Source organism: Frigoribacterium sp. RIT-PI-h, from assembly GCF_001297205.1.
Lineage (GTDB): Bacteria > Actinomycetota > Actinomycetes > Actinomycetales > Microbacteriaceae > Frigoribacterium.
The window spans coordinates 41,391-65,511 of the sequence record NZ_LHOZ01000080.1; the positions used below are offsets into that span (position 1 = coordinate 41,391).

22 protein-coding genes are annotated in these 24,121 nt (G+C 71.6%); 11 read left to right on the forward strand and 11 right to left on the reverse strand.

Annotation, left to right across the window (positions count from 1 at the left end; translation table 11 throughout):
* Positions 1–46: 46 nt before the first annotated feature.
* Positions 47–1,255, forward strand: coding sequence for an alcohol dehydrogenase catalytic domain-containing protein (locus AEQ27_RS11815; RefSeq protein ID WP_054146840.1), 1,209 nt, complete (start codon positions 47–49; stop codon positions 1,253–1,255).
* Positions 1,256–1,350: 95 nt separating this feature from the next.
* On the opposite strand, the gene AEQ27_RS11820 is transcribed toward AEQ27_RS11815, so the two are convergent.
* Positions 1,351–4,851: a bifunctional proline dehydrogenase/L-glutamate gamma-semialdehyde dehydrogenase gene (locus tag AEQ27_RS11820; RefSeq protein WP_054146841.1), complete on the reverse strand. Its 3,501-nt coding sequence runs from the start codon at positions 4,849–4,851 to the stop codon at positions 1,351–1,353.
* 205 nt (positions 4,852–5,056) lie between these two features.
* Here AEQ27_RS11820 and AEQ27_RS11825 point away from each other — a divergent pair, with 205 nt between their 5' ends.
* Complete coding sequence (locus tag AEQ27_RS11825; protein ID WP_054146842.1) at positions 5,057–6,106, forward strand: ATP-binding cassette domain-containing protein; 1,050 nt, start codon at positions 5,057–5,059, stop codon at positions 6,104–6,106.
* Positions 6,103–6,957 (forward strand): ABC transporter permease, encoded by an 855-nt coding sequence (locus AEQ27_RS11830; RefSeq protein ID WP_054146843.1) that lies wholly within the window; start codon positions 6,103–6,105, stop codon positions 6,955–6,957. Before AEQ27_RS11825 ends, AEQ27_RS11830 begins: the two co-directional genes overlap by 4 nt.
* Positions 6,958–7,003: 46 nt before the next feature.
* On the opposite strand, the gene AEQ27_RS11835 is transcribed toward AEQ27_RS11830, so the two are convergent.
* The gene (locus tag AEQ27_RS11835; protein WP_054146844.1) at positions 7,004–7,636 is read right to left on the reverse strand and encodes a TetR/AcrR family transcriptional regulator; all 633 of its coding nucleotides are present in this window, start codon (positions 7,634–7,636) and stop codon (positions 7,004–7,006) included.
* 152 nt (positions 7,637–7,788) lie between these two features.
* On the opposite strand from AEQ27_RS11835, the gene AEQ27_RS11840 reads away from it, so the two are divergent.
* On the forward strand, positions 7,789–9,036 hold the full coding sequence (locus tag AEQ27_RS11840; RefSeq protein WP_054146845.1) for an MFS transporter: 1,248 nt from the start codon (positions 7,789–7,791) through the stop codon (positions 9,034–9,036).
* On the opposite strand, the gene AEQ27_RS11845 is transcribed toward AEQ27_RS11840, so the two are convergent.
* From AEQ27_RS11845 to AEQ27_RS11860, 4 genes are all read right to left on the reverse strand, one after another.
* The gene (locus AEQ27_RS11845) at positions 9,029–9,265 is read right to left on the reverse strand and encodes a hypothetical protein (RefSeq protein WP_043597179.1); all 237 of its coding nucleotides are present in this window, start codon (positions 9,263–9,265) and stop codon (positions 9,029–9,031) included. The two genes, AEQ27_RS11840 and AEQ27_RS11845, sit on opposite strands and share 8 nt — an antisense overlap.
* A 47-nt stretch (positions 9,266–9,312) precedes the next feature.
* A complete protein-coding gene (locus AEQ27_RS11850; protein ID WP_054146846.1) occupies positions 9,313–9,522 on the reverse strand; it encodes a DUF2945 domain-containing protein in 210 nt (69 codons plus the stop codon).
* 147 nt (positions 9,523–9,669) lie between these two features.
* Complete coding sequence (locus AEQ27_RS11855) at positions 9,670–10,452, reverse strand: SDR family oxidoreductase (RefSeq protein WP_054146847.1); 783 nt, start codon at positions 10,450–10,452, stop codon at positions 9,670–9,672.
* Positions 10,453–10,503: 51 nt separating this feature from the next.
* Positions 10,504–11,229, reverse strand: coding sequence for a LysR substrate-binding domain-containing protein (locus tag AEQ27_RS11860; protein WP_054146848.1), 726 nt, complete (start codon positions 11,227–11,229; stop codon positions 10,504–10,506).
* 33 nt (positions 11,230–11,262) lie between these two features.
* Here AEQ27_RS11860 and AEQ27_RS11865 point away from each other — a divergent pair, with 33 nt between their 5' ends.
* From AEQ27_RS11865 to AEQ27_RS11875, 3 genes are all read left to right on the forward strand, one after another.
* Complete coding sequence (locus AEQ27_RS11865; protein ID WP_054146849.1) at positions 11,263–11,700, forward strand: DUF5997 family protein; 438 nt, start codon at positions 11,263–11,265, stop codon at positions 11,698–11,700.
* A gap of 27 nt (positions 11,701–11,727) precedes the next feature.
* Positions 11,728–12,630, forward strand: a complete 903-nt coding sequence (locus tag AEQ27_RS11870; protein ID WP_054146850.1) for a neutral zinc metallopeptidase — start codon at positions 11,728–11,730, stop codon at positions 12,628–12,630.
* A gap of 182 nt (positions 12,631–12,812) precedes the next feature.
* Entirely contained in the window at positions 12,813–13,820 is a 1,008-nt protein-coding gene (locus AEQ27_RS11875) for an NADP-dependent oxidoreductase (protein WP_054146851.1), read from the forward strand.
* A 50-nt stretch (positions 13,821–13,870) separates the two neighbouring features.
* On the opposite strand, the gene AEQ27_RS11880 is transcribed toward AEQ27_RS11875, so the two are convergent.
* Positions 13,871–14,794: a carbohydrate kinase family protein gene (locus AEQ27_RS11880; RefSeq protein WP_054146852.1), complete on the reverse strand. Its 924-nt coding sequence runs from the start codon at positions 14,792–14,794 to the stop codon at positions 13,871–13,873.
* An 83-nt stretch (positions 14,795–14,877) separates the two neighbouring features.
* Between AEQ27_RS11880 and AEQ27_RS11885 the strand changes: the two genes are divergently transcribed.
* Both AEQ27_RS11885 and AEQ27_RS11890 read left to right on the forward strand, forming a co-directional pair.
* Positions 14,878–15,900 (forward strand): ROK family protein, encoded by a 1,023-nt coding sequence (locus AEQ27_RS11885; RefSeq protein ID WP_082383476.1) that lies wholly within the window; start codon positions 14,878–14,880, stop codon positions 15,898–15,900.
* A 90-nt stretch (positions 15,901–15,990) separates the two neighbouring features.
* Complete coding sequence (locus AEQ27_RS11890) at positions 15,991–17,034, forward strand: NAD(P)-dependent alcohol dehydrogenase (RefSeq protein ID WP_054146853.1); 1,044 nt, start codon at positions 15,991–15,993, stop codon at positions 17,032–17,034.
* A gap of 88 nt (positions 17,035–17,122) precedes the next feature.
* On the opposite strand, the gene AEQ27_RS11895 is transcribed toward AEQ27_RS11890, so the two are convergent.
* The 3 genes from AEQ27_RS11895 to AEQ27_RS11905 all read right to left on the reverse strand — a co-directional run bounded on the left by AEQ27_RS11895 (position 17,123) and on the right by AEQ27_RS11905 (position 21,054).
* Positions 17,123–17,710: a MarR family winged helix-turn-helix transcriptional regulator gene (locus tag AEQ27_RS11895; protein WP_054146854.1), complete on the reverse strand. Its 588-nt coding sequence runs from the start codon at positions 17,708–17,710 to the stop codon at positions 17,123–17,125.
* Complete coding sequence (locus tag AEQ27_RS11900; protein WP_082383480.1) at positions 17,691–19,628, reverse strand: MDR family MFS transporter; 1,938 nt, start codon at positions 19,626–19,628, stop codon at positions 17,691–17,693. The genes AEQ27_RS11895 and AEQ27_RS11900 overlap by 20 nt, the downstream gene beginning before the upstream one ends.
* A 292-nt stretch (positions 19,629–19,920) precedes the next feature.
* A complete protein-coding gene (locus AEQ27_RS11905) occupies positions 19,921–21,054 on the reverse strand; it encodes an AI-2E family transporter (RefSeq protein WP_054146855.1) in 1,134 nt (377 codons plus the stop codon).
* A 192-nt stretch (positions 21,055–21,246) separates the two neighbouring features.
* Here AEQ27_RS11905 and AEQ27_RS11910 point away from each other — a divergent pair, with 192 nt between their 5' ends.
* A complete protein-coding gene (locus tag AEQ27_RS11910; RefSeq protein ID WP_054146888.1) occupies positions 21,247–21,798 on the forward strand; it encodes a metallophosphoesterase in 552 nt (183 codons plus the stop codon).
* Here AEQ27_RS11910 and AEQ27_RS11915 read toward each other — a convergent pair.
* On the reverse strand, positions 21,795–22,742 hold the full coding sequence (locus AEQ27_RS11915; protein WP_054146856.1) for a thioredoxin domain-containing protein: 948 nt from the start codon (positions 22,740–22,742) through the stop codon (positions 21,795–21,797). The genes AEQ27_RS11910 and AEQ27_RS11915 overlap by 4 nt on opposite strands.
* 273 nt (positions 22,743–23,015) lie before the next feature.
* Between AEQ27_RS11915 and AEQ27_RS11920 the strand changes: the two genes are divergently transcribed.
* Positions 23,016–24,116 carry an ABC transporter ATP-binding protein gene (locus tag AEQ27_RS11920; protein ID WP_043597318.1) on the forward strand — a complete coding sequence of 367 codons (1,101 nt, stop codon included), beginning with the start codon at positions 23,016–23,018 and terminating at the stop codon, positions 24,114–24,116.
* The last annotated feature ends 5 nt before the right edge of the window (positions 24,117–24,121 follow it).

Sequence of the window (24,121 nt, forward strand, 5' to 3'; positions counted from 1 at the left end):
ACGGCCCGGCGAGCAGCCGGCACCCCGAATCGACGGAAGGACCACCATGAAGGCAGTCGTCTGGCACGGCATCGGCGACATCCGACTCGACGAGGTCGCCGACCCCACGATCGTCGACCCGACCGATGCGGTCGTCCGCATCACCCGCAGCGCGATCTGCGGCACCGACCTGCACTTCGTGCGCGGCACGATGGCGCCGATGGCCGAGGGCACGATCCTAGGTCACGAAGCGGTGGGCGTCGTGACCGCGGTCGGCGACGACGTCCGCGGCTTCAGCGCCGGTGACCGGGTCGTCATCAACTCGACGGTGTCGTGTGGCACGTGCCGCTACTGCCGCCAGGGCCAGACCGCTCAATGCGACGTGGCGAACCCCAACGGCCCCGACGCCGGCACCTGCTTCTTCGGCGGTCCGGCCTCGACCGGCCCGGTGAACGGTCTGCAGGCCGAACAGGTGCGCGTGCCCTTCGCGCAGAACACGATGCACCGTCTGCCCGACACGGTCAGCGACGAGCAGGCGATCCTGCTGAGCGACATCTTCCCCACCGGCTGGTTCGGTGCCCAACTCGCCGGGGTCACCCGCGGCGACGTGGTGGCCGTGTTCGGTGCCGGCGTGGTCGGCCAGTTCGCGATCGCCTCGGCCTTCAAGCAGGGTGCGAGCCGCGTGATCGTCGTCGACCGCGAGGAGACCCGCCTCGCGCAGGCCCTTGCCCAGAACGCCGAGATCGTGAACTTCGACGAGGAGGACCCGGTCGAGACCATCAAGCGCCTCACCGGAGGCGCCGGTGTGGACGCCGTCATCGACGCGGTCGGCGTCGACGCCCAGCACGCGAGCCACGGCCCGGCCGCCCCCGACGCCGACACGGCCGCCGAGTTCGCCGCCGAGGTCGAGCAGGTCGCACCCGACGCGAACCCTCAGGGCGACCAGTGGGTTCCCGGCAACGCGCCGACCCAGGCCCTGCGCTGGGCCGTCGAGGTCGTCGCCAAGTACGGCCGCATCGGCGTCATCGGCGTCTACTCACCGACCGTCACGTCGTTCCCGTTCGGCGAGGCGATGCTCAAGAACCTCACCATCCGGATGGGCAACTGCGACCACCACTCGGTGACCCCGCCGCTGATCGACCTCGTCGCCTCGGGCCAGTTCGACCCGACGGCGTTCATCACCGAGCACGAGGGCATCGGTTCGGCCATCGAGGCCTACGAGGCCTTCGACCGCCGCGAGCCCGGCTGGACCAAGGTCGAGGTCGTCGCCGGCTGACCTGCCGACCCGGCCCGGTCCCGGCTCGGCCCACGAGATGACACGACATGCCGCTCACGTTCGAACGTGAGCGGCATGTCGTGTCAGGTGGGCGGTCAGATGACGGCGGCGCTCCAGGCGTCGGGGTTGCCGAAGCGGTGCGCCGTGATGGCGACGGCCTGCTCGCGCAGGAACGGCAGCAGCTCGAGGCGCCCGGTCGGCGTGACGGCAGCCGCGAAGACGGCCACCGACGGGTCGCCGCCCAGGGCGTCCGCCAGCGCCGAGGAGGCGCCGGTCACGTCACCCGCGTCCGTCACCAACCGCACGCGCTCGGTCGTCAGGCGACCCGCACGCACCCGGGCGTGCCACGCCGCGTCGTCCTCGTGGACGACGTGGGAGGCCGCGAGGCCGAGCGCCCGGACGAGGGCGTCGGGCAGCTCGACCGACGACGACACCGTGAGCGGCGCACCCGAGCGCAGGCCGGCGAGCAGCACGCGGACCAGGTCGGCCGGTGCCGCCCCGTCGGCGGCGCGGATCGTGACGGGCAACGGGCGGTAGCGCAGCAGGTCGCGCTCGAGGCCGAGAGCGCTGACGTCACGGGCGACGCCGAACTCGGTGGTCCAGAAGGGCGCGTCGCTCGCGGCGGCGGCCCGCAGGGCGTCGGGAGCCGACGCACCCGGCGCACCGAGCAGCGGCGACGCGGCCTCGAGGGCGGCCAGGGCCGCGCGACCCGGGCGCGCCGCCTGCGGTTCGGTCAGCGTCGTCGGCTGCCACGAGCCGAGGTGCACGAGGTAGTTCGGCCCACCGGCCTTGGCACCGGCACCGACCGAGGACTTCTTCCAGCCGCCGAACGGCTGGCGCCGCACGATCGCCCCGGTGATGCCGCGGTTGACGTAGAGGTTGCCCGCCTCGACGCGGTCGAGCCAGGTCGACAGTTCGGCGGGGTCGAGGGTGTGCAGGCCGGCGGTCAGGCCGTAGTCGGTCGCGTTCTGCAACTCGATCGCCTCGTCGAGGGTCTTCGCGGTCATGATGCCGAGCACCGGGCCGAAGTACTCGGTGAGGTGGAACTCGCTGCCCGCGGCGACGCCGGCGCGCACGCCGGGCGACCAGAGGCGTCCGGTGTCGTCGAGCTGCTTCGGCTCGACCAGCCAGGTCTCCCCCGCGCCGAGCGTGGTGAGCGCCCGTTCGAGCTTGCCGTGCGCCGGCTCGACGATCGGGCCCATCTGCGTCGTGGGGTCGGAGGGCAGTCCGACGCGCATCGTCGACGCGGCGTCGACGAGCTGGCGACGGAAGCGCTCCGAGGTGGCGACCGAGCCGACCAGGATCACCAGGCTCGCCGCCGAGCACTTCTGGCCCGCGTGACCGAACGCCGACTTGATGACGTCGGACGCTGCCAGGTCGAGGTCGGCACTCGGGGTGACGATGATGGCGTTCTTGCCGCTGGTCTCGGCGAGCAGGGGCAGGTCGGTGCGCCAGCTGGTGAACAGCGCGGCCGTCTCGAAGGCGCCGGTGAGGATGACGCGGTCGACCGACGGGTGCGACACCAGGTGACGACCGAGCTCGCCCTCGTCGACGTCGACCAGCTTGAGCACCTCGCGGGGCACGCCGGCGTCCCAGAGGGCCTGCACCATCACGGCCCCGCTGCGCTTGGCCTGACCGGCCGGCTTGATCACGACGCTGCTGCCCGCGGCGAGCGCCGCGAGGGTCGAGCCGGCCGGGATCGCCAGCGGGAAGTTCCAGGGCGGCGTGACGAGGGTGAGTCGCTCGGGGACGAACGTCGCGCCGTCGACCCGGTCGAGTTCTTCGGCGAGGTGGGCGTACCAGTTCGCGAAGTCGATCGCCTCGCTGACCTCGACGTCGCCCTCGGCGACGGTCTTGCCGGTCTCGCTCGCCGCGACCTCCATCAGGTCGGCTCGGCGGGCCGACAGCGTCGCCGCGGCCTCGCGCAGGATCGCGGCCCGACCCGCGCCTCCCCGGGCGGCCCAGTCGGCGGACGCCGCGACCGCGTCGGCGACCATCGCGTCGAGCGTGGCCCCGTCGGTCACCCGGGCGGACTCGATCAGCTCGATGCCCAGGCGCGAGTCGGCGGAGCGCGCGGCGATCTCGCGACCCCAGACACGGTTGTCGGCCAGGGCGGGGTCGGTGTCGGGCTCGTTGTCGAAGCCGCTGCCGGCCTCTCGGGGCTGGAGCGCCTGGGCCGCGTCGAGGCGGCTCTGCACGCGGTGCGGTGCCGGGGTGTCACCGTCGACCTCGGCGAGCGAGGCGAGGAACCGCCCCTTCTCGCGCTCGAACATGGCCTCGTTCGAGGCGAGTTCGAAGACGGCGGACATGAAGTTCTCGCTCGAGGCGTTCTCTTCGAGACGGCGGATCAGGTAGCTGATGGCGACGTCGAACTCGCGGGGGTGGACGACGGGCGTGTAGAGCAGCAGACCGCCGACGTCGGCCTTGACCAGTTCGGCCTGCCCTTCGGCCATGCCGAGCAGCATCTCGAACTCGACCCGGTCGCTCACGCCACGGGCCTCGGCCAACAGGTGGGCGAAGGCGATGTCGAACAGGTTGTGGCCGGCCACACCGACCCGGACGGCACGGGTGCGCTCGGGCGTGAAGGCCCAGGTGAGCACGCGCTTGTAGTTCGTGTCGCTGTCCTGCTTGGTGCCGTAGGTCGCGAGCGGCCACTCGTGCACGGGGGCGTCGACGGTCTCCATCGGGGGGTTCGCGCCCTTGACGATGCGCACCTTGATCGCGGCCCCGCCGGTGTCGACCCGCTCGGTCGCCCACGTGGTGAGGTGCTGCAGGGCGCCGAGGGCGTCGGGCAGGTAGGTCTGCAGGACGATGCCGGCCTCGAGGCCCTTCAGCTGCGGCTGGTCGAGGAGGCGCGTGAAGACGGCGATCGTCAGGTCGAGGTCGCGGTACTCCTCCATGTCGAGGTTGATGAACTTCGGCTTGGGCGACCGGGCGGCCAGCTCGTACAGCGGGGTGAGCTTCTCGACGACGCGCTCGACGGTCTCGTCGAAGGCCCACATCGAGAGCTGGCTGACGATGGACGACACCTTGATGGACACGTAGTCGACGTCGTCGCGGGCGAGCAGCGCCCGGGTGCCGGCGAGGCGGTGCTCGGCCTCGGCGTCGCCCAGGACGGCCTCGCCGAGCAGGTTGAGGTTCAGCCGCGTCCTGTCTTTCTTGATGTTCGCGATGGCCGCACCGAGCTTGGCGGGGCGGGCGTCGGCGATGAGGTGGCCGACCATGCCGCGCAGGACGCGACGGGCGATCGGCACGACCACGCCCGGCAGCACGGGCGCCATGACGCCGCCGAGGCGCACGGCGGAGCGCATGTGCCACGGCAGGAAGGCCGGTGCCTGCTTCGCCAGGGTCGAGAGGTTGCGGGCGGCGACGCCGAGGTCTTCGGGACGGACGACCCGGTCGACGAAGCCGATCGTGAAGGCGAGGCCGGACTCGTCCTTCAGGACCTGGGCCAGCAGATGGGCCGAGCCGGTGCTCGGGGCGCCGGACGCCTCGTGCGCCCAGCGGCGGGCGAGGGCGACGGCGTCGTCGCCGATGCCGACGGGCAGGAGCTGTTCAGCGGTGGACGGCCCCGCCGTCTCGTCGATGGTGGTCATGGGATGAATGTAGGGCGGAACTTGCCACCTGGCAAGGTTTGACACGAGACCGTAACGTGCGCCGCGCCTCCTTCTCCACAGGGGGACGATCGGCACTGGCGGCGGGGGCCGGAGAGCGCTACCTTGGGCGCGTTCAGGCGGTGCACAGCGGCCGCCAAGACCGACCCGTCTGCGGATGGACGGGCCCCACGCACCGGGAGCACCCATGGCGATGATCGAGGCCCGCGGCCTCACGAAGACCTACCGGTCCAAGTCCGGACCGGTCCACGCCCTGACCGGGCTCGACCTGATCGTGCCCGAGGGCACCGTCAAGGCGCTTCTCGGGCCGAACGGCGCAGGCAAGACCACGGGCGTCAAGATGCTCACCACACTCGAACGGCCGGACTCCGGCACGGCCACGATCGCCGGGCTCGACGTCGTCGCCGACGCCCAGGCCGTGCGCCGCTCGATCGGCGTCTCGGGGCAGTACGCCGCGGTCGACGAGAACCTCACCGGCTTCGAGAACCTCGACATGATCGGGCGGCTGTACCACCTGGGCAGCCGCGTCAGTCGGGACCGCGCCCGCGAGCTGATCGACGTCTTCGACCTGGCCGCCGCGGGCGACCGCCCGGTCAAGGGCTTCTCGGGTGGCATGCGACGACGCATCGACCTCGCCGGGGCGCTCGTGACGAACCCCCGCGTGCTGTTCCTCGACGAGCCGACGACGGGCCTCGACCCGCGCAGCCGCCTCGCGCTGTGGGACATCATCACCGGACTCGTCGACGGGGGCACGACGGTGCTGCTGACCACCCAGTACCTCGAGGAGGCCGACCGGTTGGCCGACGACATCTCGGTCATCGACGGCGGGGCCGTCATCGCCGAGGGCACGGCCGACCAGCTCAAGGCCCAGGTCGGCGGGCACCGGCTCGTCGTCGCCCTCGTCGACGAGGCGCGGGCCGACCAGGCGGTCGAGGTGCTCCGGCGCCACGGCGACTCCGAACCGGCCGTCGGGGCGGACGGCCGTCAACTCGAGGTCGCGGTCACCGACGGCCCGACCGCCCTGCAACGGACGCTCGCCGACCTCGGTGCGGCCGGCATCGAGCTGCACGACGCCGGCATGCGACGCCCCACCCTCGACGACGTCTTCCTGCAGCTCACCGGCCACCGCGCGGCAGACGACGACGCGGCAGACGACCACGACTCCCCCGACGACGACCCGACCGGCGGTCGGGGTCGCGGTCGGCGCGGTGCGAAGAAGAGAGAGGCACGGGCATGACCACCACCGGAACCACCTCCGCCCTCGCGCAGACGCTCGTCCCGTCGACCGACACGGGCGTCGGCACGTGGGCCTCGGACGGCTGGACCGTCACCAAGCGCAACCTGATCAAGGTCAAGCGCTCCCCCGACATGCTCATCTTCGCCGTGTTGCAGCCGATCATGTTCGTCCTGCTCTTCAGCCAGGTCTACGGCGGCGCCATCGCCGTCCAGGGCACCGACTACACGCAGTTCCTGATGGCGGGCATCTTCGCGCAGACCGTGGTCTTCGGCTCGACCTTCTCGGGTGCCGCGATGGCCCAAGACCTGAAGGAGGGCATCATCGACCGGTTCCGCACCCTACCGATGAGCCCGTCGGCCGTGCTGATCGGTCGCACGAACAGCGACCTCGCGCTCAACACGATCTCGATGGTCATCATGATGCTCACCGGCCTCGCGGTCGGCTGGCGGGTGAACGCGTCACCGGCCTCGTTCGTCGGCGGAGTCGCCCTGCTGCTGTTGTTCAGCTACTCGTTCAGCTGGGTGATGGCCCTGCTCGGCATGAGCGTCAAGACGCCCGAGACGATCAACAACGCGTCCTTCATGATCCTGTTCCCGTTGACGTTCGTCTCGAACGCGTTCGTGCCGAGCGACACCCTGCCGACCGTGCTGCGGGTCTTCGCCGAGTGGAACCCGGTGTCGTCGCTCGTCCAGGCGGCCCGCACCTCGTTCGGCAACCTGGGCGCCACCCCGGTGCCCGAGATCTGGACGATGCAGCACCCCTACGCCACCGTCCTGCTCGGCATCGCCGTGATGCTCGTGGTCTTCGTGCCGCTGTGCATCCGCAAGTTCCAGCGCATCAGCGCGAAGTAGCCGGCGTCGGCCGTCGGCCGTCGCGCGTCCGCCGAGGAGGCGCGGGTCAGCCCGCGCGCCCGGCCGCCTCGCGCACGGCGGCGTCGAGTTCGCTCGTCGGCACCGTGAGGACGCTCCCGATCACGAGGCGCATCAGGGCGGGGACGTCCACGGCGTCGCGCTCGTACAACCACTGCAGCTGCAGCCCGTCCTGGACGGCGAGCACGACGCGGGCGGCCGACTCGGCCGTGTAGCCGTCGCGCAACCACCCGCGGGCTTGGGCGAGCCCGAGGTAGGCCGACGTCGACGAGACGATGCGCTCGTAGTAGTCGGCGTAGTAGTGGTGCGCCGGGTGGTCGGGTGAGGTGGCCTCGGCCGACGCCGTGATGAACAGCGAGATGACGACGGGCACGTCGACGTTGTACTCGGCGAGCGCGACGAGCTCGTCGACCCTCATGCCCCCGTCGTCGTCGAAGTGGCGTCGCAGTCGTTCGTCGCGCCGACGCAGCACGGCCATCAGCAGCTCGTCCTTCGTCGGGAAGTAGTGCATGAGCGACTGGTGCGAGACGCCGCACCGACGCGCGATCTCGCGCAGGGTGGCGCCGTGGAACCCGACCTTGCCGAACACCGGCAGGGCGGCGTCGAGGATGGCCTCGCGCTTGGCGATGCCCTTGCGGTACCGACCGGGTTCGCGCACCACGCCGACCGGCGGGACGTCGGCGACGTCGGCGCGGGTCGTGGCGGGCCCGGGGGCGGGGGCGTCCCTCGGGGCCGCCTAGGGCGGCGCCCACGCGGATGACGACGCCTCGGGACGAGGCGTCCGCACACGGTGCGTCGGCATAGAGTTCAGCGGTGCCGTGGTCGCTGCTGAGAACGCCTGCCTTCCGGGCCCTCTGGGTCGGGCGCCTGTTCTCGTGGGTGGGCAGCGGCTTCGCGCCCCTGGCCATCGTCTTCGCGGCCATCGACCTGGGGGCCGACGCCGTCGACCTCGGGCTCGTGGTCGTCGCCCGCTCGGTGCCCAACATCGCCCTCGTGCTGGTCGGCGGGGCCCTCGCGGACCGCTTCTCGAAGCGCACCGTCGCGATCGCCTCGTCGTGGCTGTCGGCGGCGTCGCTCGTCGTGGCGGCCGCCCTCATGCTGACGCAGACCGAGACGTTGCCCACCCTCGCGGCGGTCGGCGCGGTGAACGGTGCAGCGGCCGCCTTCTTCGGCCCCGCGACGAGCGCCCTGCTGCGCGAGACCGTGCCCGACGAACGCCTCCGGGACGCGACGGTGCTCAGCCGCGTCGGCATGAACGTCGGATTGGTGATCGGGACGGCGGTGGGCGGCGCCGTGGTCGCGACCGCCGGGTCGGGCGCGGCCCTGGCCGTCGGGGCGGTCGTCTTCGTGGCCGCGGCGGTCGTCTTCGTGGGGCTGCCTCGGGACGGTGCCCGCGCCTCCGGGGGGACGTCGGTGCTCGAGGACCTCGGCAGCGGTCTCGGCTTCGTCTGGCGCACGCGCTGGCTGGTCGCCGCCGCGGCATTGGCCTTCACGTTCCAGTTCGCCTTCGCCGGCGGGGTGCAGGTGGTGGGCCCACTCGTGGCCGACCAGTCGTTCGGTCGCCTGCTCTGGGGGTTCGCGGGGGCCCTGCAGACCCTCGGCCTGATCGTCGGGGCGTACTGGGCCGGTGCGCTACGCGGACGGCTCCGCCTCTGGGCGGCCTGCCTCGGAGCGGCGGCGCTCGCCCTGCCGCTCGTGTTGCTGTCGTTCGCCTACGGCACCGACCCGGTCGTGTTCGACCCGTTGCACTGGTTCTTCTGGATCAGCCTCGGCCTCTTCGCCGCCAGCGTCGGGCTCGAGGTCTTCACGGTGCCGCTCGACGTGGTCGTGCAGCGTCAGGTGCCGGGGGCCTACCTGGGTCGCGTCTTCTCGTGCCTGACGCTGGCCTCGTTGGCCGGCGTGCCCGTCGGCGAGGTCCTCGTCGGACCGCTCACCGAACTCGTCGGCACCCCGGCGACGCTCGCCGCCCTGGCCGGCCTCGTGGTCGCCGTCGCGGTGGCCGTGGCGCTCAGCTCACGGGTGCGACGGGTCGACGCCGGCCAGGAGGCGCGGGTCAGCTGAAGTCGCCGCGCTCGATCGCCTCGGCGTACTTGCGGACGTCCGGGCCCGGCTCGTAGTCGATGAAGCGGTCCTTGACGGCGTCGTTGATCGCCTTGAAGGACTCCTCCCACGACTCGCCCGAGTGGGCGGCGGCCGCGTCGCGGACGGCGTCGCGCAGCACGTTGTCGGCGTCGGTCAGGATCTTGTCGCGGGCTTCGTCGTTCCAGCGCACGTCGTTCAGGTCGGCCATGGTGTTCTCCTCGTGGGGGTGGGGCGGTGGTGGGTGGAGTGCTGCTGCTACTTCTTCTTCGGACTCAACGACGAGCCCTTGTGGGCGGCCTTCGCCCCGCTCTTGTCGCTCTCGACGACGAAGTACGGCTCGTCGTCCGAGGCCTTGAACTTCTGCCCGTCGAGCTGGAACTCCTTGACGCGCTTCTCCACGACCGTGCCGTGGGTCTCGCCCTGGGGGGTGTTCCAGGTGACGTGGTCTCCCTTGCTGAACGACATCGCGCCTCCTTGGTGTGTCGGTCCGTCCGTCGGCGTCCGGTGCCGCGCGGTGGTGGCGTGGACGGTACCCCGCTCGCGCCGACCCGCCACCCAGCGTCGCGGGGTACAGGGTGGGGCGATCTCCGGTCGGGCGGCGGCCCGGACCGCTCAGACCGAGTAGCCGCCGTCGGCCTTGAGCAGCTGGCCCGAGATCCAGCGCCCCTCGGGCGACAGCAGGAAGCGCACGACCCGTCCGATGTCGACGGGCGTGCCGAGGCGCCCGGTCGGTTGACGCTCGGTGCCGCTGGCGCGGATCTCGTCGTCCATCCAGCCGGTGTCGATCGGGCCGGGGTTCAGCACGTTCGACGAGACGCCCAGGTGCCCGAGCTCACGCGCCGCCGCGACGACGAGACGGTCGAGGGCGCCCTTGCTCGACCCGTAGGGCAGGTTGTGCACGACGTGGTCGCTGGTGAGGGCGACGATGCGCGCCCCGTCGTCGAGCCGGTCGACCGGGGGCAACTGCTCGGCGAACGCCTTGATCGCGAGCCACGCCGCCCGCACGTTGACCGCGTAGTGCGCGTCCCAGCTCTCGAGCGTCGTGTCGAGGATCGACGAGTCGACGCTGTGCGAGTGCGACAGCACGAGTGCCGTCACCGGCCCCAGGTCGTCGTTCACCGCCCCGAGGAGGCGCGCGGGAGTCCCCGGGTCCGCCAGATCCGCCGGGTAGACGGCCACGCGCGCACCCGCGGCCTCGAGCTCGCCGACGAGCGAGCCCGCGTCGACGGCCTTGAGACCCCAGGGCATGGCGGCGTCGTAACCGTCCCAGGTGGTCAGGGCGAGGTCCCATCCGTCGGCGGCGAGCTCGTGAGCGATGCCGTTCGCGATCGAGTTCGTGCGGCCGGCACCGGTGAGCAGACAGATCTTCTCCGACATGCGGGTCTCCTTCGACATCCGCTCAGCTTGCCAGACCGGTCGGCGCCGGAGGGGTCGGCGCGAGAGGGGTCAGCGCCCTCGGCGGGGTCGGCTGCGGCCCGTGCCTCGCTGCGGACCCCGGCCCTTCGGCGGGGTGCGCTTCGGCTTCGCTCCGCGCGGGTCGGGAGCCGACCCCTTGCGGGCCGTGGCGGTCTGCTCGGGTTCGTCGCGCCTCCTCGATCGCGAGCTGCGGGCCGTGCGGCCCCGCACGACGCCGATGAAGTCGTCGAGGTCGTCGGTGAGCTCGCCCTCGGGCCAGACCAGCGCGATCGTGGTCGGCGGCAGGTCGGCGACGTAGCGGTAGGTCACCTCTCTGCGGGCGTGCAGCCGGGCGAGGGACTGCGGCATGACGGCGACGCCGGCCCCGGTCGCGACGACGGCCACGGCGTCGGCGAGCGAGAGGGACGGATCGAGGTCGTGCCGGTGCTCGCCGGCGAACGCGGCGGCCTCGACCTCGTCCTCGGAGCCGGCCGCGGCGACGGCGTGGTCCTTCGGCACGACGACGACGGCCCGCTCGTCGTAGAGGCGGATGACCGACAATCCCTCGACCTCGATCGGCAGGCGGGCCAGGACCATGTCGACCCGGTCGTCGCCCCGGGCGTCGTCGAGGGCGGGCACCGCGTCCGCGTCGGCGAGCGGCACGAAGGCCAGCGGGGTCTCGGGGCGGCGTTCCTCCCAGAGCCTCGACCACTTCGACAGGGTCACGCCGGGCACGACCCCGATGCGGAACGGGGCGCGGGTCGGCTCGGTCGTCATGGGTCGAGGGTATCGGCCCGGTCCCCTGGGCAGATGACCTCCGACGCGCCGTCCGGCAAGCAGCCGCAGCCCCTCAAGCCCTTCACGGCCGCCAAGAAGCTCGGGGTGTACCTGCCGGCCACGCCCGCCGAGTTCCAGGCCGCCCCCGTCACGCGCGAGGCCTTCGCCGAGCTCAGCACGAACCCGCCCGAGCGGCTGTCCGAGCTGCGCCGCCCCGGCCCCCACCCGCGGCCCGTCGTCGCCCAGAAGCCCGGCATCTCGACCTCGGGCCTCGCCCGGGCCGGCGTCGACGACGTCATGACCACCGACGAGATCCACGCCCTGCTCGACGAGATGCCCGACTGGCTGCGCACCGAACGCGGCATCCACGCCGACGTGCGCGAAGAAGAGCTGCGCGTGAAAGAGCGCAACGCCGGCCGCGAGGTCCTCCGCAAAGAGCGCGAGGCGAAAGAAGCCGCCGAAGGGCACTGACCCCCGCCCTGCGCTACCGTCGGCGACATGTCCTTCAACGACGACGCGCGCCTCGACGGCAGCAAGGTCAAGCGACGCGGTCGTGGTCGCACGGTGGGTGTCGCCGGCGGCGGCATCGGCATCGTCGGCCTGATCGCCGTCTTCCTCATCAGCCAGGCCACCGGCGTCGACGTGTCGGGGCTGCTCGGCGGCGGCATGGCCGGCGGGGGCGCCCAGCCGGTCAGCGAGGGCGACCTGTCGTCCGAGTGCACCACCGGCGCGCAGGCCAACGACAGCGTCGACTGCCGCATGGTCGGTGCGGCCGACTCGCTCGACGCGTACTGGGCCGCCGAGGCCCCGACCCTCGGAATAACCGACTACCGCACCCCGGACTTCTTCCTCTTCAGCGGCTCGACCGACACCGGCTGCGGCGGGGCGACGAGTGCCACCGGCCCGTTCTACTGCCCGCCCGACGAAGCACTCTTCGTCGACACCGACTTCTTCGAGCAGCTCCGGTCGCAGTTCGGCGCCAGCGGCGGCCCCCTCGCCCAGATGTACGTCGTCGGCCACGAGTGGGGTCACCACGTCCAGCAGCTGACCGGCGCCTTCGACCGCGCCGACCGCAGCGGCACGGGGCCGGGCTCCGACACCATCCGGCTCGAGGTGCAGGCCGACTGCTACGCCGGCGCGTGGGTCGGCGCGGCCTCCACCGTGCAGGACGCCAACGGCACCACGTTCCTCGAGCCCGTGACGGACCAGCAGGTCGCCGACGCACTCGACGCGGCGGCCGCGGTGGGCGACGACCGCATCCAGTCCGCCAGCGGCGGCCAGGTCGATCCCGACACCTGGACGCACGGCTCGGCCGAGCAGCGCCAGAGGTGGTTCGAGACCGGCCGAAACCAGGGCGCGACGGCCTGCGACACGTTCTCGGTGCCGACCGACCAGCTCTGACGGCGAGGCCGACCCGCGCCTCCTGACCGGCGACGCCGCCACGACGTCACCGCCAGCCCGGCACGGCGCTTCCAGACAACTCGAAGTGAGCCCGCCGGACGACGACGGCGTGGAGGGCGCACACTTCACTCACCCTCGCGACGGCACAGGCGCCGCCGCGACGACAGCAGTGGAGGCACGTCATGGCACGACCGGGCAAGGCGATCGAGTTCGACGGGTACGGAGACGTCGACCAACTGCACTTCGTCGAGCAGCCGCTGCCGACACCGGCCGACGACGAGGTCGTCGTCGAGGTGATCTGCGCGGGCCTCAACCACATCGAGAACTTCATCCGGCGGGGAGACTTCGTCGACCGGCTGCCCCTCGACTTCCCGGCCCGCGAGGGCTCGTGCTTCGCGGGCATCGTGAAGAAGCGCGGCGCCGCGGTGCGCAACTTCTCGGTCGGTGCCGAGGTGATCGGCCACGCGGTCGGCGGTGGCGCGCACGCCACCTACATCGCCGTGCCGGCCAGCGCGGTGGTGCCGAAGCCGCAGCACGTCCCGTGGGAGGTCGCCGGCGGCCTCTACCTCGCGGGAGCCACCGCGTACGACACCGTCCGCAGCCTGCACCTCGGGCCGGACGACGTCGTCGTGATCACGGCCGCGGCGGGTGGCGTGGGCCACATCGAGTGCCAGCTCGCCCTGCAGCTCGGCGCGAAGGTGATCGGCACCTGCAGCCCGGGCAACCACGACTACCTGCGCTCGATCGGCGTCGTGCCCGTCGACTACGGCGAGGGCCTACGCGAGCGCATCGACAAGGCCGCGGGCACCGATCGCCACGTGACGGCGTTCATCGACAACTTCGGCGGGGACAACCCGGCGCTCAGTGCCGACCTCGGCGTGCTGCCGGCGCGGTTCAGCTCGAGCGAGGACCGCCTCGAGCGCGAGATCCGCTTCATCGGTGCCGAACGCGACGACACCGAGCCCGCGATGATCCTGTCGGCCCTGGCGAAGCTCATCGCCGAGAACAAGCTGCGCGTTCTCGTCTCGGGCTTCTACCCGTTCGACTACATCGCCCAGGCGTTCGAGGACCTCGCCGAGCAGCACTCACGCGGCAAGGTCGTCGTCGGCATGCAGCCGGTCGAGACCGGAGCACGGTCGCACTGGTACCTCTCGGGCAAGGCGCGGGCGGTCGCCGAGTCGCTCGGCTGAGCCTCCGCCGACAGAGCGCAGGAGGCGCGGGTCGGCAGACCACGCAGGCGTCAGCGGGGCAGCCGCAGCAACGCCCCCGGAGCCCTGACCGTCGCCGCGGCCACGTCCATGGCCCGCTCGAGGGCGGCCGACCAGTCGACCGAGCCGGGTTCGCGCCGCGCGGCGAGCAGCGAGGCGACGATCGACGCGAAGGTCGCGTCGCCCGCACCCATCGTGTCGACGACCTCGCCCTCGGCCGACGAGATGCCCCGCGTGAGGGCGGTGCCGTCCGTCCCGTCCGCCGACGGGGCCAGCACCAGGCTCGCCCCGGCCGAGCCGCGGGTCGCGAGCACTCCCCCGGTGCCCGACGCGAGGAGTGTCTCCTGCCAGTCGTCGAGCGAGCGCCCGGCGACGAGCTCGGCGTCGTCGTCGCCGATCTTGACGAGCAGGGTCGAGGCCGCGACCCGTTCGAAGCCGGCGGCGAAGTCGGCGATCTGGGCCGCCCCACCGGGCAGGAACCCCGGCCGCGGGTTCGGGTCGACCACCAGCCGCACGGGGTCGGTGCCGACCACCCGCAGCAACCGCTCGGTGAGGGCGGCGTCGTCGAACGGGTACGAGCTGACGGCGACCACGGGGGCGGCGTCGAGCACGGCGAGCTGCTCGGGCGAGAAGTCGAGACCGCGGGCGACGGCGGCGTCGGTGAAGACGTAGGTCGGCTCGCCGTCGACTCGCAGCGAGACCGCCCGGCCGGTGCCGAGGGAGTTGATCGTCGCGACGAGGTCGACGCCGTGCTCGGCGAGGAAGGCCCGGATCGACTCGCCGTCGGCGTCGTCGCCGATCGAGGCGAGCAGCGTCGTGGGGACGCCGAGGCGGCTGAGCCCCACGGCGACGTTGAGGCCGGCCCCGCCGACGTGGTCGGTCGAGCCGTCGTCGGTGCGGAGCTCGTCGATGAGGGCGTCGCCGAGAACGGCGACCCGACCGTCGGTGGTGTCCATGGGGGGTGCCTTTCGTCAGCGTGCCGGCAGCCACCTTATTCCGGCACGCGGTCGGGTCGCACTCCCCCGCTACGCTGGCCGACGTGACCGATTACGCACTGGCCGTCGACGTGGGCGGAACGAAGGTGGAGGCGGCGCTGGTCGCCTCCGACGGAACCCTGCTCGACGGCAGTCGTGACCGACGCCCCACCGGTGCCGGGTCGACGTCGGACGAACTCGCCGAGGCGGTCCGCGCGGTCGTCGCGCACGCCCTCGACGCCCTGCCCGACGGGGACGCCCTCGTCGGGGCGGGCATCGGCAGCGCCGGGCCGGTCGACCTCGTGCACGGCACCGTGTCACCGATCAACCTGCACGCCTGGCGGGGCTATCCGCTGCGCGAGCAGGTCGCGGCCCTCGCGGCCTCCACCCTGCCCGACGCCGCGCCCGTGACCCTGCGACTCGACGGCGTCAGTCTCGCCCTCGCCGAGCACTGGGTCGGTGCCACGCAGGGTGCCGACAACGCCCTGGCCATCACCGTCTCGACCGGCGTCGGCGGCGGCCTCATCGTCAACGGCCGCCTGCTCTCGGGCGGCACGGGCAACGCCGGCCACATCGGCCAGATCCAGATCGCCGACCGCCCCGCGGGCGAGAACGCCTGGTCGGCCACCCTCGAGGTCATCGCCTCGGGTCCGAACGTCGTCGCTTGGGCCCGCGAGCAGGGCTGGCAGGGCGAGCGCGGCGAAGACCTGGCGGCCGGCTACGTCGCGGGCGACGAGATCGCCGTCGCGGCCGTCCGCCGCTCGGCCAATGCCGTGGGCGAGGCGGTCTCGTCGGTCACCACGCTGCTCGACCTCGACGTCGTCGCGATCGGCGGCGGGTTCTCGCGCGTCAGCGACGACTACCTCGACCTGGTCCGGGCCACGGTCCAGGAGGCGCCGGTCAACGAGTACGCCCGTCGCGTCCGCGTCGTCCGCGCGGGTCTGGGCGACGAGAGCCCCCTCGTCGGGGCCGCCGCGCTCGTGTGGCGGGCCGCGCGGCTCGGCTGGGCCGCGCCGCCTGCGGTCGGTGACGCGCGCCTCCCGGCGTCGGTCGCTTCTCTGGGAACGGTCGTCGGCGGCCCGGCCTAGGCTGGGTTGCATCCCACAACGTCGTCGGAGTCCGTCGCGCCCTCGGGGCGCGCACCACCACCGCACCACCACTCGCAGAGAGGTCATCTCATGCCCACCACCGTCCCCGTCCTGCTCACGCCGTCCGCCGGCGCACCCTTCGAGCACTCCACCGTCGAGCTGCGCGACGTCGGCCCGAACGACGTCCAGATCGACATCGCGTTCGCCGGCATCTGCCACAGCGACATCCACCAGGCCCGTGAAGAGTGGGGCAAGGCCATCTTCCCCATGGTGCCCGGCCACGAGATCGCCGGCATCGTCACCGAGGTCGGCTCCGACGTCACCAAGCACAAGGTCGGCGACCGTGTCGGCATCGGCTGCTTCGTCGACAGCTGCCGTGAGTGCGAGAACTGCCTCGCGGGCGAGCAGCAGTTCTGCGTCAAGGGCAACGTCGCGACCTACAACGGCCGCCAGTACTCGGGCGAGCCCACCTACGGCGGCTACGCCAAGCAGATCGTCGCCGACGAGAACTACGTCCTGTCGATCCCCGAGGGCATCGCGCTCGACGAGGCCGCGCCGCTGCTCTGCGCCGGCATCACCACCTACTCGCCGCTGAAGCACTGGGGTGCCGGCCCCGGCAAGAAGGTCGCCGTCGTCGGCATGGGCGGGCTCGGCCACATGGCCGTCAAGATCGCGCACGCCATGGGTGCCGAGGTCACCGTGATCAGCCAGACGCTGTCCAAGCAGGAAGACGGCCTCAAGCTCGGCGCCGACCACTACTACGCCTCGAGCGACCCCGAGACCTTCGGAAAGCTGAAGAACTCGTTCGACCTGATCATCAACACGATCTCGGCCGACATGGACATCGACGCCTACGCCCGCACCCTGCGCCTCAACGGCACGATGGTGTTCGTCGGCCTGCCCGAGAACCCCCAGTCGTTCCGCGCCGGGTCGCTGATCGGCGGCCGTCGCAGCCTCGCCGGCTCGAACATCGGCGGCATCCCCGAGACGCAAGAGATGCTGGACTTCTGCGCCGAGCACCACATCGGTGCCGAGATCGAGACGATCGGCGCCGACGAGGTCGACGAGGCCTACGAGCGCGTCGTCGCCAGCAAGGTCCGCTACCGCTTCGTGATCGACACCGCGACGATCTAGCACCTGCCTGCACGCACGAAGGCCCCCTCCCGTCACGGGAGGGGGCCTTCGTCGGTGCGGAGCCGCCGGCGTCAGACGGATCCGCGCTCTACCCGGCGGGGGTGTTGAAGCGGCGCAGCCACCCGGCGAACTCGGCGAGCTCGTCGTCGGACCAGCCCTCGACGTGGTTGCGGAACACGGCACGGTTCTCGTGCCGCACCTCGAGCATGCGGCTCTCGGCGCGCTCGGTGCTGCGCAGGGTCATCACGCGACCGTCGGCCGCGTCGGGCACCACGTCGACGAACCCGGCCTCGCGCAGCAGGGTGACCTGCCTGCTGACCGCGCTCTTGTCCATCGCCATCGCCTTGACGATGTCGCCGGCGCTGCACGGCTGGTGCTTCATCACGTACCGCAGCACGTAGAAGGCCGTGGGGGGCACGTCCGGGTCGAAGCGCGACGCCGCGGCCGCGATCGTGCGCTTGGCCTCGACCATCATCGAGCCGATCTCGTCGACCACGCCGGCCATGAGGCCCTCACGCCCGTCGTCGTCCGGACCCGGGAGGCGCGGTGCGGCCTGGTCAGCTCTCTCGGCCCCGAGGAGGCGCGGTGCGGCCTGGTCGGCAGCGTCGCCCCCCGAGGGGCGCGCCGCGTCGAGCACCGCGCCCTCGGGCTGGCCGTCAACGGTCGGCTGCGACATCTTTCTCCTCGACCAGGGACGAGAACACCGGGCTCTCGGCCAGTTCGTCGGCGGGCACCGGGTGACCCGCCACCTCGGCGGCGCCCGTCGCGATGATCGTGTCGATGGTACCGGTGGCGGTCGTCGTGTGGCTGTGGTGACGGCGCTGCGCCTCGGCGACGCCGTCCCCTCCGTCGACGGGCGAGACCGGTGCGGGCGAACCGGAGAGGCCCGAGGTCGGGGCGGACGCCGTGGCGGGCGTGGAGGCCGTCGCCGGGGCGCTCGACACGGCGGGGGCCAGGCCGGCCGTGGCCGCGACTCCCTTGGCGGCCGGGGACGCGGCGTTCGCGTCGACCGGAGCCGCGCCTCCGTCGTCCGCCTCGGAGGGGCCAGCCGACGTCGGGCCGTCGGTCGGGCCGTCCGTCTTCGCCGCCGCGCGCTGGAGGCCGGTCTTGGTGCCGAGCTCGACGTTCGGCAAGAGGCAGACGAACACGATGGTGATGATCGCCAGAGGGGCCGCGATGAGGAAGACGTCGGCGACGCCCTGCCCATAGGCCGACTCGATGATGGTGCGGATCGGGCCGGGTACGGTGCTGAGGTCGGGGATGCTCGTCGAGCCGCCGCTTCCGAGCGCACTCGGGTCGACCCCGGCGTCGGCCAGGCCGTCGCCGATGTAGCCCGAGACCTTGGTGCCGAGCACGGCGCCCATGACCGAGACGCCGATGGTGCCGCCCAGGCTGCGGAAGAACGCGACGCTCGACGAGGCCGCACCCACGACGCTGACGTCGACCGAGTTCTGCACGACGAGCACGAGGTTCTGCATCACCATGCCGATGCCGAGCCCCATCATCGCCATGAAGACGGAGACGATCGCGAAGTTCGTGTCGTACTCGATGGTCGACATGAGGAACAGGCCGGCGGCGAGCAGCACCGAGCCGACGATCATGTAGGGCTTCCACTTGCCGTACTTCGAGATGAGCGCACCGGCGACCATCGACGAGATGAGCAGGCCGAGCACCATCGGCAGGGTCAGGATGCCCGCCATGGTCGGCGACTGACCGCGGGCCAGCTGCATGTACTGCCCGAGGAAGACGCTGGTGCCGAACATCGCGACGCCGACGCTGAGCGAGGCGACGACCGCGAAGGTGAAGGTGCGGTTCTTGAAGAGCGTGAGGGGGATGATCGGCTCTTTCGAGCGGAACTCCACGACGACGGCGAGGGCGAGCAGCACGGCCGCACCGACGCCCATCAGCCAGCTGGTGGTCGAGGCCCACTCGAACTGCTTGCCGCCGAGCGACACCCAGACGAGCAGCAGCGAGACGCCGCCGGCGATCAGGCCCGCGCCCCAGTAGTCGACGACGACGGTCTTCTTGGGCTTCGGGGGCAGGTGCAGGGTGCGCTGGATGACGATCAGGGCCGCGACGCCGACGGGCACGCCGACGAAGAAGTTCCAGCGCCAGCCGATGCTGTCGGTGAGCACGCCACCGAGCAGCGGGCCGCCGATGGTGCCGACGCTCATCACGGCGCCGAGGTAGCCCATGTACCGGCCGCGCTCGCGCGGGCTGATGATGTCGCTCATGACGACCTGCACCAGGGCGGTGAGTCCGCCGGCGCCGAGGCCCTGGAAGACGCGGAAGGTGATCAGGGTCGCGGTGTTCTGCGAGAAGCCGGCCGCGACCGAGGCGAGCACGAACAGGACGAGCGCGACCTGCAGAAGCACCTTGCGGTTCGTGAGGTCCGAGAACTTGCCCCACAGCGGGGTGCTCACGGTGGTCGCCAGCAGGGTCGCGGTGATGACCCAGGTGTACGAGGTCTGGCTGCCGTTCAGGTCGCTGACGATGCGCGGCAGCGAGGTCGACACGACGGTCGACGAGAGGATCGCCACGAGCATGCCCATCAGCAGGCCCGACAGGGCCGTGAGGACTTCGCGGTGGCTCATGCCGGGCGCTTCGCCCGGTTCGTGGGGTTCCGCGGGCTTCGTGCCCGCGGCGGTCGTGGTCTGCGACAAGGTGCGCTCCGGTGGTTCGAGATGGTGAGGGACTGACCGCCGTTGGCCGGGTCCGTTGGTTGCAGAACGTCAACCATACGCTTTCGTTGACGATTCGCAACCATTTCGCTGCAGTTGCTGCAGAAATCTTTCTCGAGCTCCGCGACGCGGTCGCGGGGGGGGGGAACGCAGGAGGCGCGGTGCGAGTCCTCCTCGCACCGCGCCTCCTTCAGGGTCTTCCGGGTCAGCGGACCTCTTCGGGCCGTTTCTGCCGGAACATCTCGGCCGGTTGGTGCTCGCCGTTCCAGACCTGGGTGATGCCCCAGGCGACGGCCATGAGCGGCACGGCGATGACGGCGCCGACGACGCCGCCGAGGATGGTGCCGGCGGTCAGGGCGACGAGGATGACCAGGCCGTGCAGCTGCAGCGTGCGGCCCATCAGCACCGGCTGCAGGAAGTTGCCCTCGAGCTGGTTGACGACCACGACGATGCCCACGACGATCAGCGCCTGGACCGGGCCGAGCGCGACGAGGGCGACGAGTGCCGCGAGGATGCCCGCGGCCGTGGCGCCGACGAGCGGGATGAACGCCGTCAGGAAGACGATGACCGCGAGCGGGAGGGCCAGCGGCACCCCGACGATCCAGAGGCCGACGCCGATGCCGATGGCGTCGACCGCGGCGACCGTCGCAGTGCCCCGGACGTAGCCACCGAGCGTCGTGACCGTCTTGTCGCCGATGCGGCGGGCGCGGGCATAGTTCTCACCCTTGAACGGGCGGAGCAGGAACTCCCAGATGGCCGGGCCGTCCTTGAGGAAGAAGAACAGGACGACGATCATCAGGACGAGGCCGGTCGCGAAGCTGCCGACGGCCGAAGCCCCGGCGAGTGCGCCCGAGCCGAACTGCGAGCTCGTCACGAAGTCGACGGCCGCGTTGCGGACGTCGTCGATCTGCTGGTCGCTGATCGAGAACGGCAGGGTCGTGATCCAGTCCTGCAGCTTGTTGAAGCCCGAGGTGGCGGAGTCGGCGAGCGAGCTGGCCTGGTTCTCGACGGCCCAGACGATCAGCCAGGCGACGAGGCCGAGGATGATCAGGACGGCGAACAGGCAGATCAGGGTCGCGAGCACCGAGGGCACCTTGTGACGGCGGAGGAAGGCGACGACCGGCAGCATGGCCGACGCGAAGATCAGCGCGAGCAGCACCGGCAGGGTGACCAGGCTCAGGCTGAGGAAGACGTAGATGACGCCGATCGTGACGATCAGGACGGCGATGATCTGTACGGCGCGCGTCGCGAGGGTGCCGAACGCGTCGGCCCAGAGGGAGTGCCGGACGGCGGCGTCCTCACGGGCCACCTCGGCTTCTTGGCTGCGGAAGAGTCCCACGGTGTCGTCCTCGTTTCTGGTGGTGCGGGGGTCGAGAGGGGTGCCGGACGGGGCACGGCCCGGGGGCCGGATGCCCGAGGGCTTGCGGAAGCGTCGGGGGTGATCGGCCCGACTAGGACAGCCAACCCCGTCACGAGAACATCGGGCCGGATCGGTGCCCCCGCGGCTCGACGCGCGCCTAGCGTGGAGGGCATGCCGACCTCCGTCCTCGTCGTGTCCGACACCCACGTCCCGCAGAAGGCCAAGGCCGTGCCGGGGGTCGTGTGGACCGCGGTCGACCGGGCCGACGTCGTCGTGCACGCGGGCGACTGGACCGGCGAGCCACTGCTCGACGAGTTCGAGGCCCGCGCGCGCCTCCTGATCGGGGTCTGGGGCAACAACGACGGCGACGGGCTGCGCGCCCGCCTGCCCGAGGTCGCCCGCACGACGATCGAGGGCGTGCGCCTCGCCGTCGTGCACGAGACGGGAGCCAAGGAGGCGCGCGAGAAACGCATGGACCGCCTCTTCCCCGAGACCGACCTGCTGCTGTTCGGGCACAGCCACATCCCGTGGGACACGACGACGCCTGCGGGCCTGCGCCTGCTGAACCCGGGGTCGCCCACGGACCGCCGACGCCAGCCGCACGCCACCTACCTCACGCTGACCCTCGACGCGGGCGGGGTGCGCGACGTGGTGCTGCACGGCCTGCCCGTGGCCGCACGGGACCGCACGGGGGTGCGTCCGCACCCCCGCATGACGACCTAGCCGGCGGGCGTCTCGGCCGGGGCCGACTCGGCCGGGGTCGGAGACGGGCTGGCCGTGCCCGACTCGGTGTAGCTGTTGCCGGCGGCGGTGACGACGAAGCTGCGGAACTCCTGCACCGTGAACGGCCGGCTGCCGTCGTACTTCTGACCGTTGACCAGGACCGTCGGGGTGCCCGTCAGGGCGTCGAGGTCGCTGTTCGGCAGGGGCCCGTCGATGGCGCGCTGCGTCGACGCCGTCACCCAGGAGCCGAACTCGTCGTCGTCGATGCACCTCGTGATGTCGCTCGCCTTCGTCACCCCGTCGACGCCGGTCGCGATGTCGGCGAGTTGCGAGTCGTCGAGACCGCGGGTGCCCTCTTCGGGTTGCTGCTCGAACATGGCGGTGTTGAAGTCGAAGAACGAGTTCGGCGAGTAGTTCGCCACGCAGGCCGCCGCGTTGGCCGCCCGGTTGCTGTACTTCGTGCCGAGTGACTGGTTCGTGAGGATGGCGACCGGGTGGTACTCGACCGTCGCCGCACCCGACTCGACGAGCCCGCTGATGTAGTCGTTGTTGGCCTGCTCGAACTCGCCGCAGATGGGGCAGAGGTAGTCGAGGTAGACGACGATGTCGACCGTGTCGCTGGACGCCGTGGTGGCCGACGCCGTGGGTTCGTCGTCGGGGCCCAGGGCGCCGGTCTGCACGGCCTCGAAGCCCTGACCGATCTTGATGCCGTCGCTCGCCATGTTGGCGGGCCCGGGACCGGCCGGACGGATGCTGTTCGTGATGACCAGCACGACGCCCACGACGATGGCGATCACGACGAGGGCGAGGCCGCCCTGCAGCGCCCACTTGCCGGCGCGTTGGCGACGCTTCTGCTTCTGGCGGGCGAGCTGGGCCTTCTGGCGAGCCGCCGCGCGCCGCTGGTTCTTGGTCAACGACGAGTCGTCGGGATTCAGGTCAGTCATGGGGCTCCGGTGCGCGACGGCCTCGCATGGTCGCGTCGAGCGGGTGGTGGGGACGGTCGCCACGAGTCGTGGCCACGAAACATGGTACGAGGCGAGCCTGGCAGAAGTCCGCAGGCGGGGGCGAGGCGGGGGTGGAGGTGAGGTGCGCTCGTGGCGAACCGAGAGATTTTCATGGCATGCTGATCGGTGGTGGTCACCGCAGACCTCTGAGGTTGATCACCGTCCATTCACAACGGATCGTCCGGCACGTACCTGCCGGTGAAGGAGAAGATCATGGCGTCAGTCACGTTCAGCAAGGCAACTCGTCTCTACCCCGGCTCCACGCGCGCCGCGGTCGACGGCATCGACCTCGAGGTCGCCGACGGCGAGTTCCTCGTGCTCGTCGGCCCCTCCGGCTGCGGCAAGTCGACCACCCTGCGCATGCTCGCGGGCCTCGAAGAGGTCAACTCGGGTGACATCTACATCGGCGACCGCAACGTCACCGACGTCCCGCCGAAGGACCGCGACATCGCGATGGTCTTCCAGAACTACGCGCTGTACCCGCACATGACGGTCGCCGAGAACATGGGCTTCGCCCTCAAGATCGCCGGCGTCGGCAAGGAAGAGCGCGCCACCCGCGTCCTCGAGGCCGCCAAGCTGCTCGACCTCGAGCCCTACCTCTCGCGCAAGCCCAAGGCCCTCTCGGGTGGTCAGCGCCAGCGCGTCGCCATGGGCCGCGCGATCGTGCGTCAGCCCCAGGTCTTCCTCATGGACGAGCCGCTGTCGAACCTCGACGCCAAGCTCCGCGTGCAGACCCGCACCCAGATCGCGTCGCTGCAGCGCCGCCTGGGCGTCACCACGGTCTACGTCACGCACGACCAGACCGAGGCCCTCACCATGGGTGACCGCATCGCCGTGCTGAAGGACGGCGTCCTGCAGCAGGTCGGTACACCTCGCGACCTGTACGAGAAGCCGCAGAACGTCTTCGTCGCCGGCTTCATCGGCTCGCCCGCCATGAACCTGCTGCCCGCCGACGTCGTCGACGGTGGCATCCAGTTCGGCACCGCCGTCACCGCGGTCGACCGCGACACCGTCGGCCAGGCCAACGGCAAGAGCGTCACCGTGGGCGTCCGCCCCGAGGACGTCGTGGTCAACACGACCGGCGAAGGCCTCGCGGTCACCGTCGACGTCGTCGAAGAGCTCGGCGCCGACGGCTACCTCTACGGTCACACCGAGGTCGACGGCAACCGCGTCGACGTCGTCGTCCGCGTCGACGGTCGCAACCACCCCAAGCTGGGCGAGACGATCTACGTCACCCCGCAGGCGCACCACGTGCACGTCTTCGACACCGAGAGCGGCGAGCGCCTCGGCGACAAGGCCGTCGTCAGCGCGTAGCACCC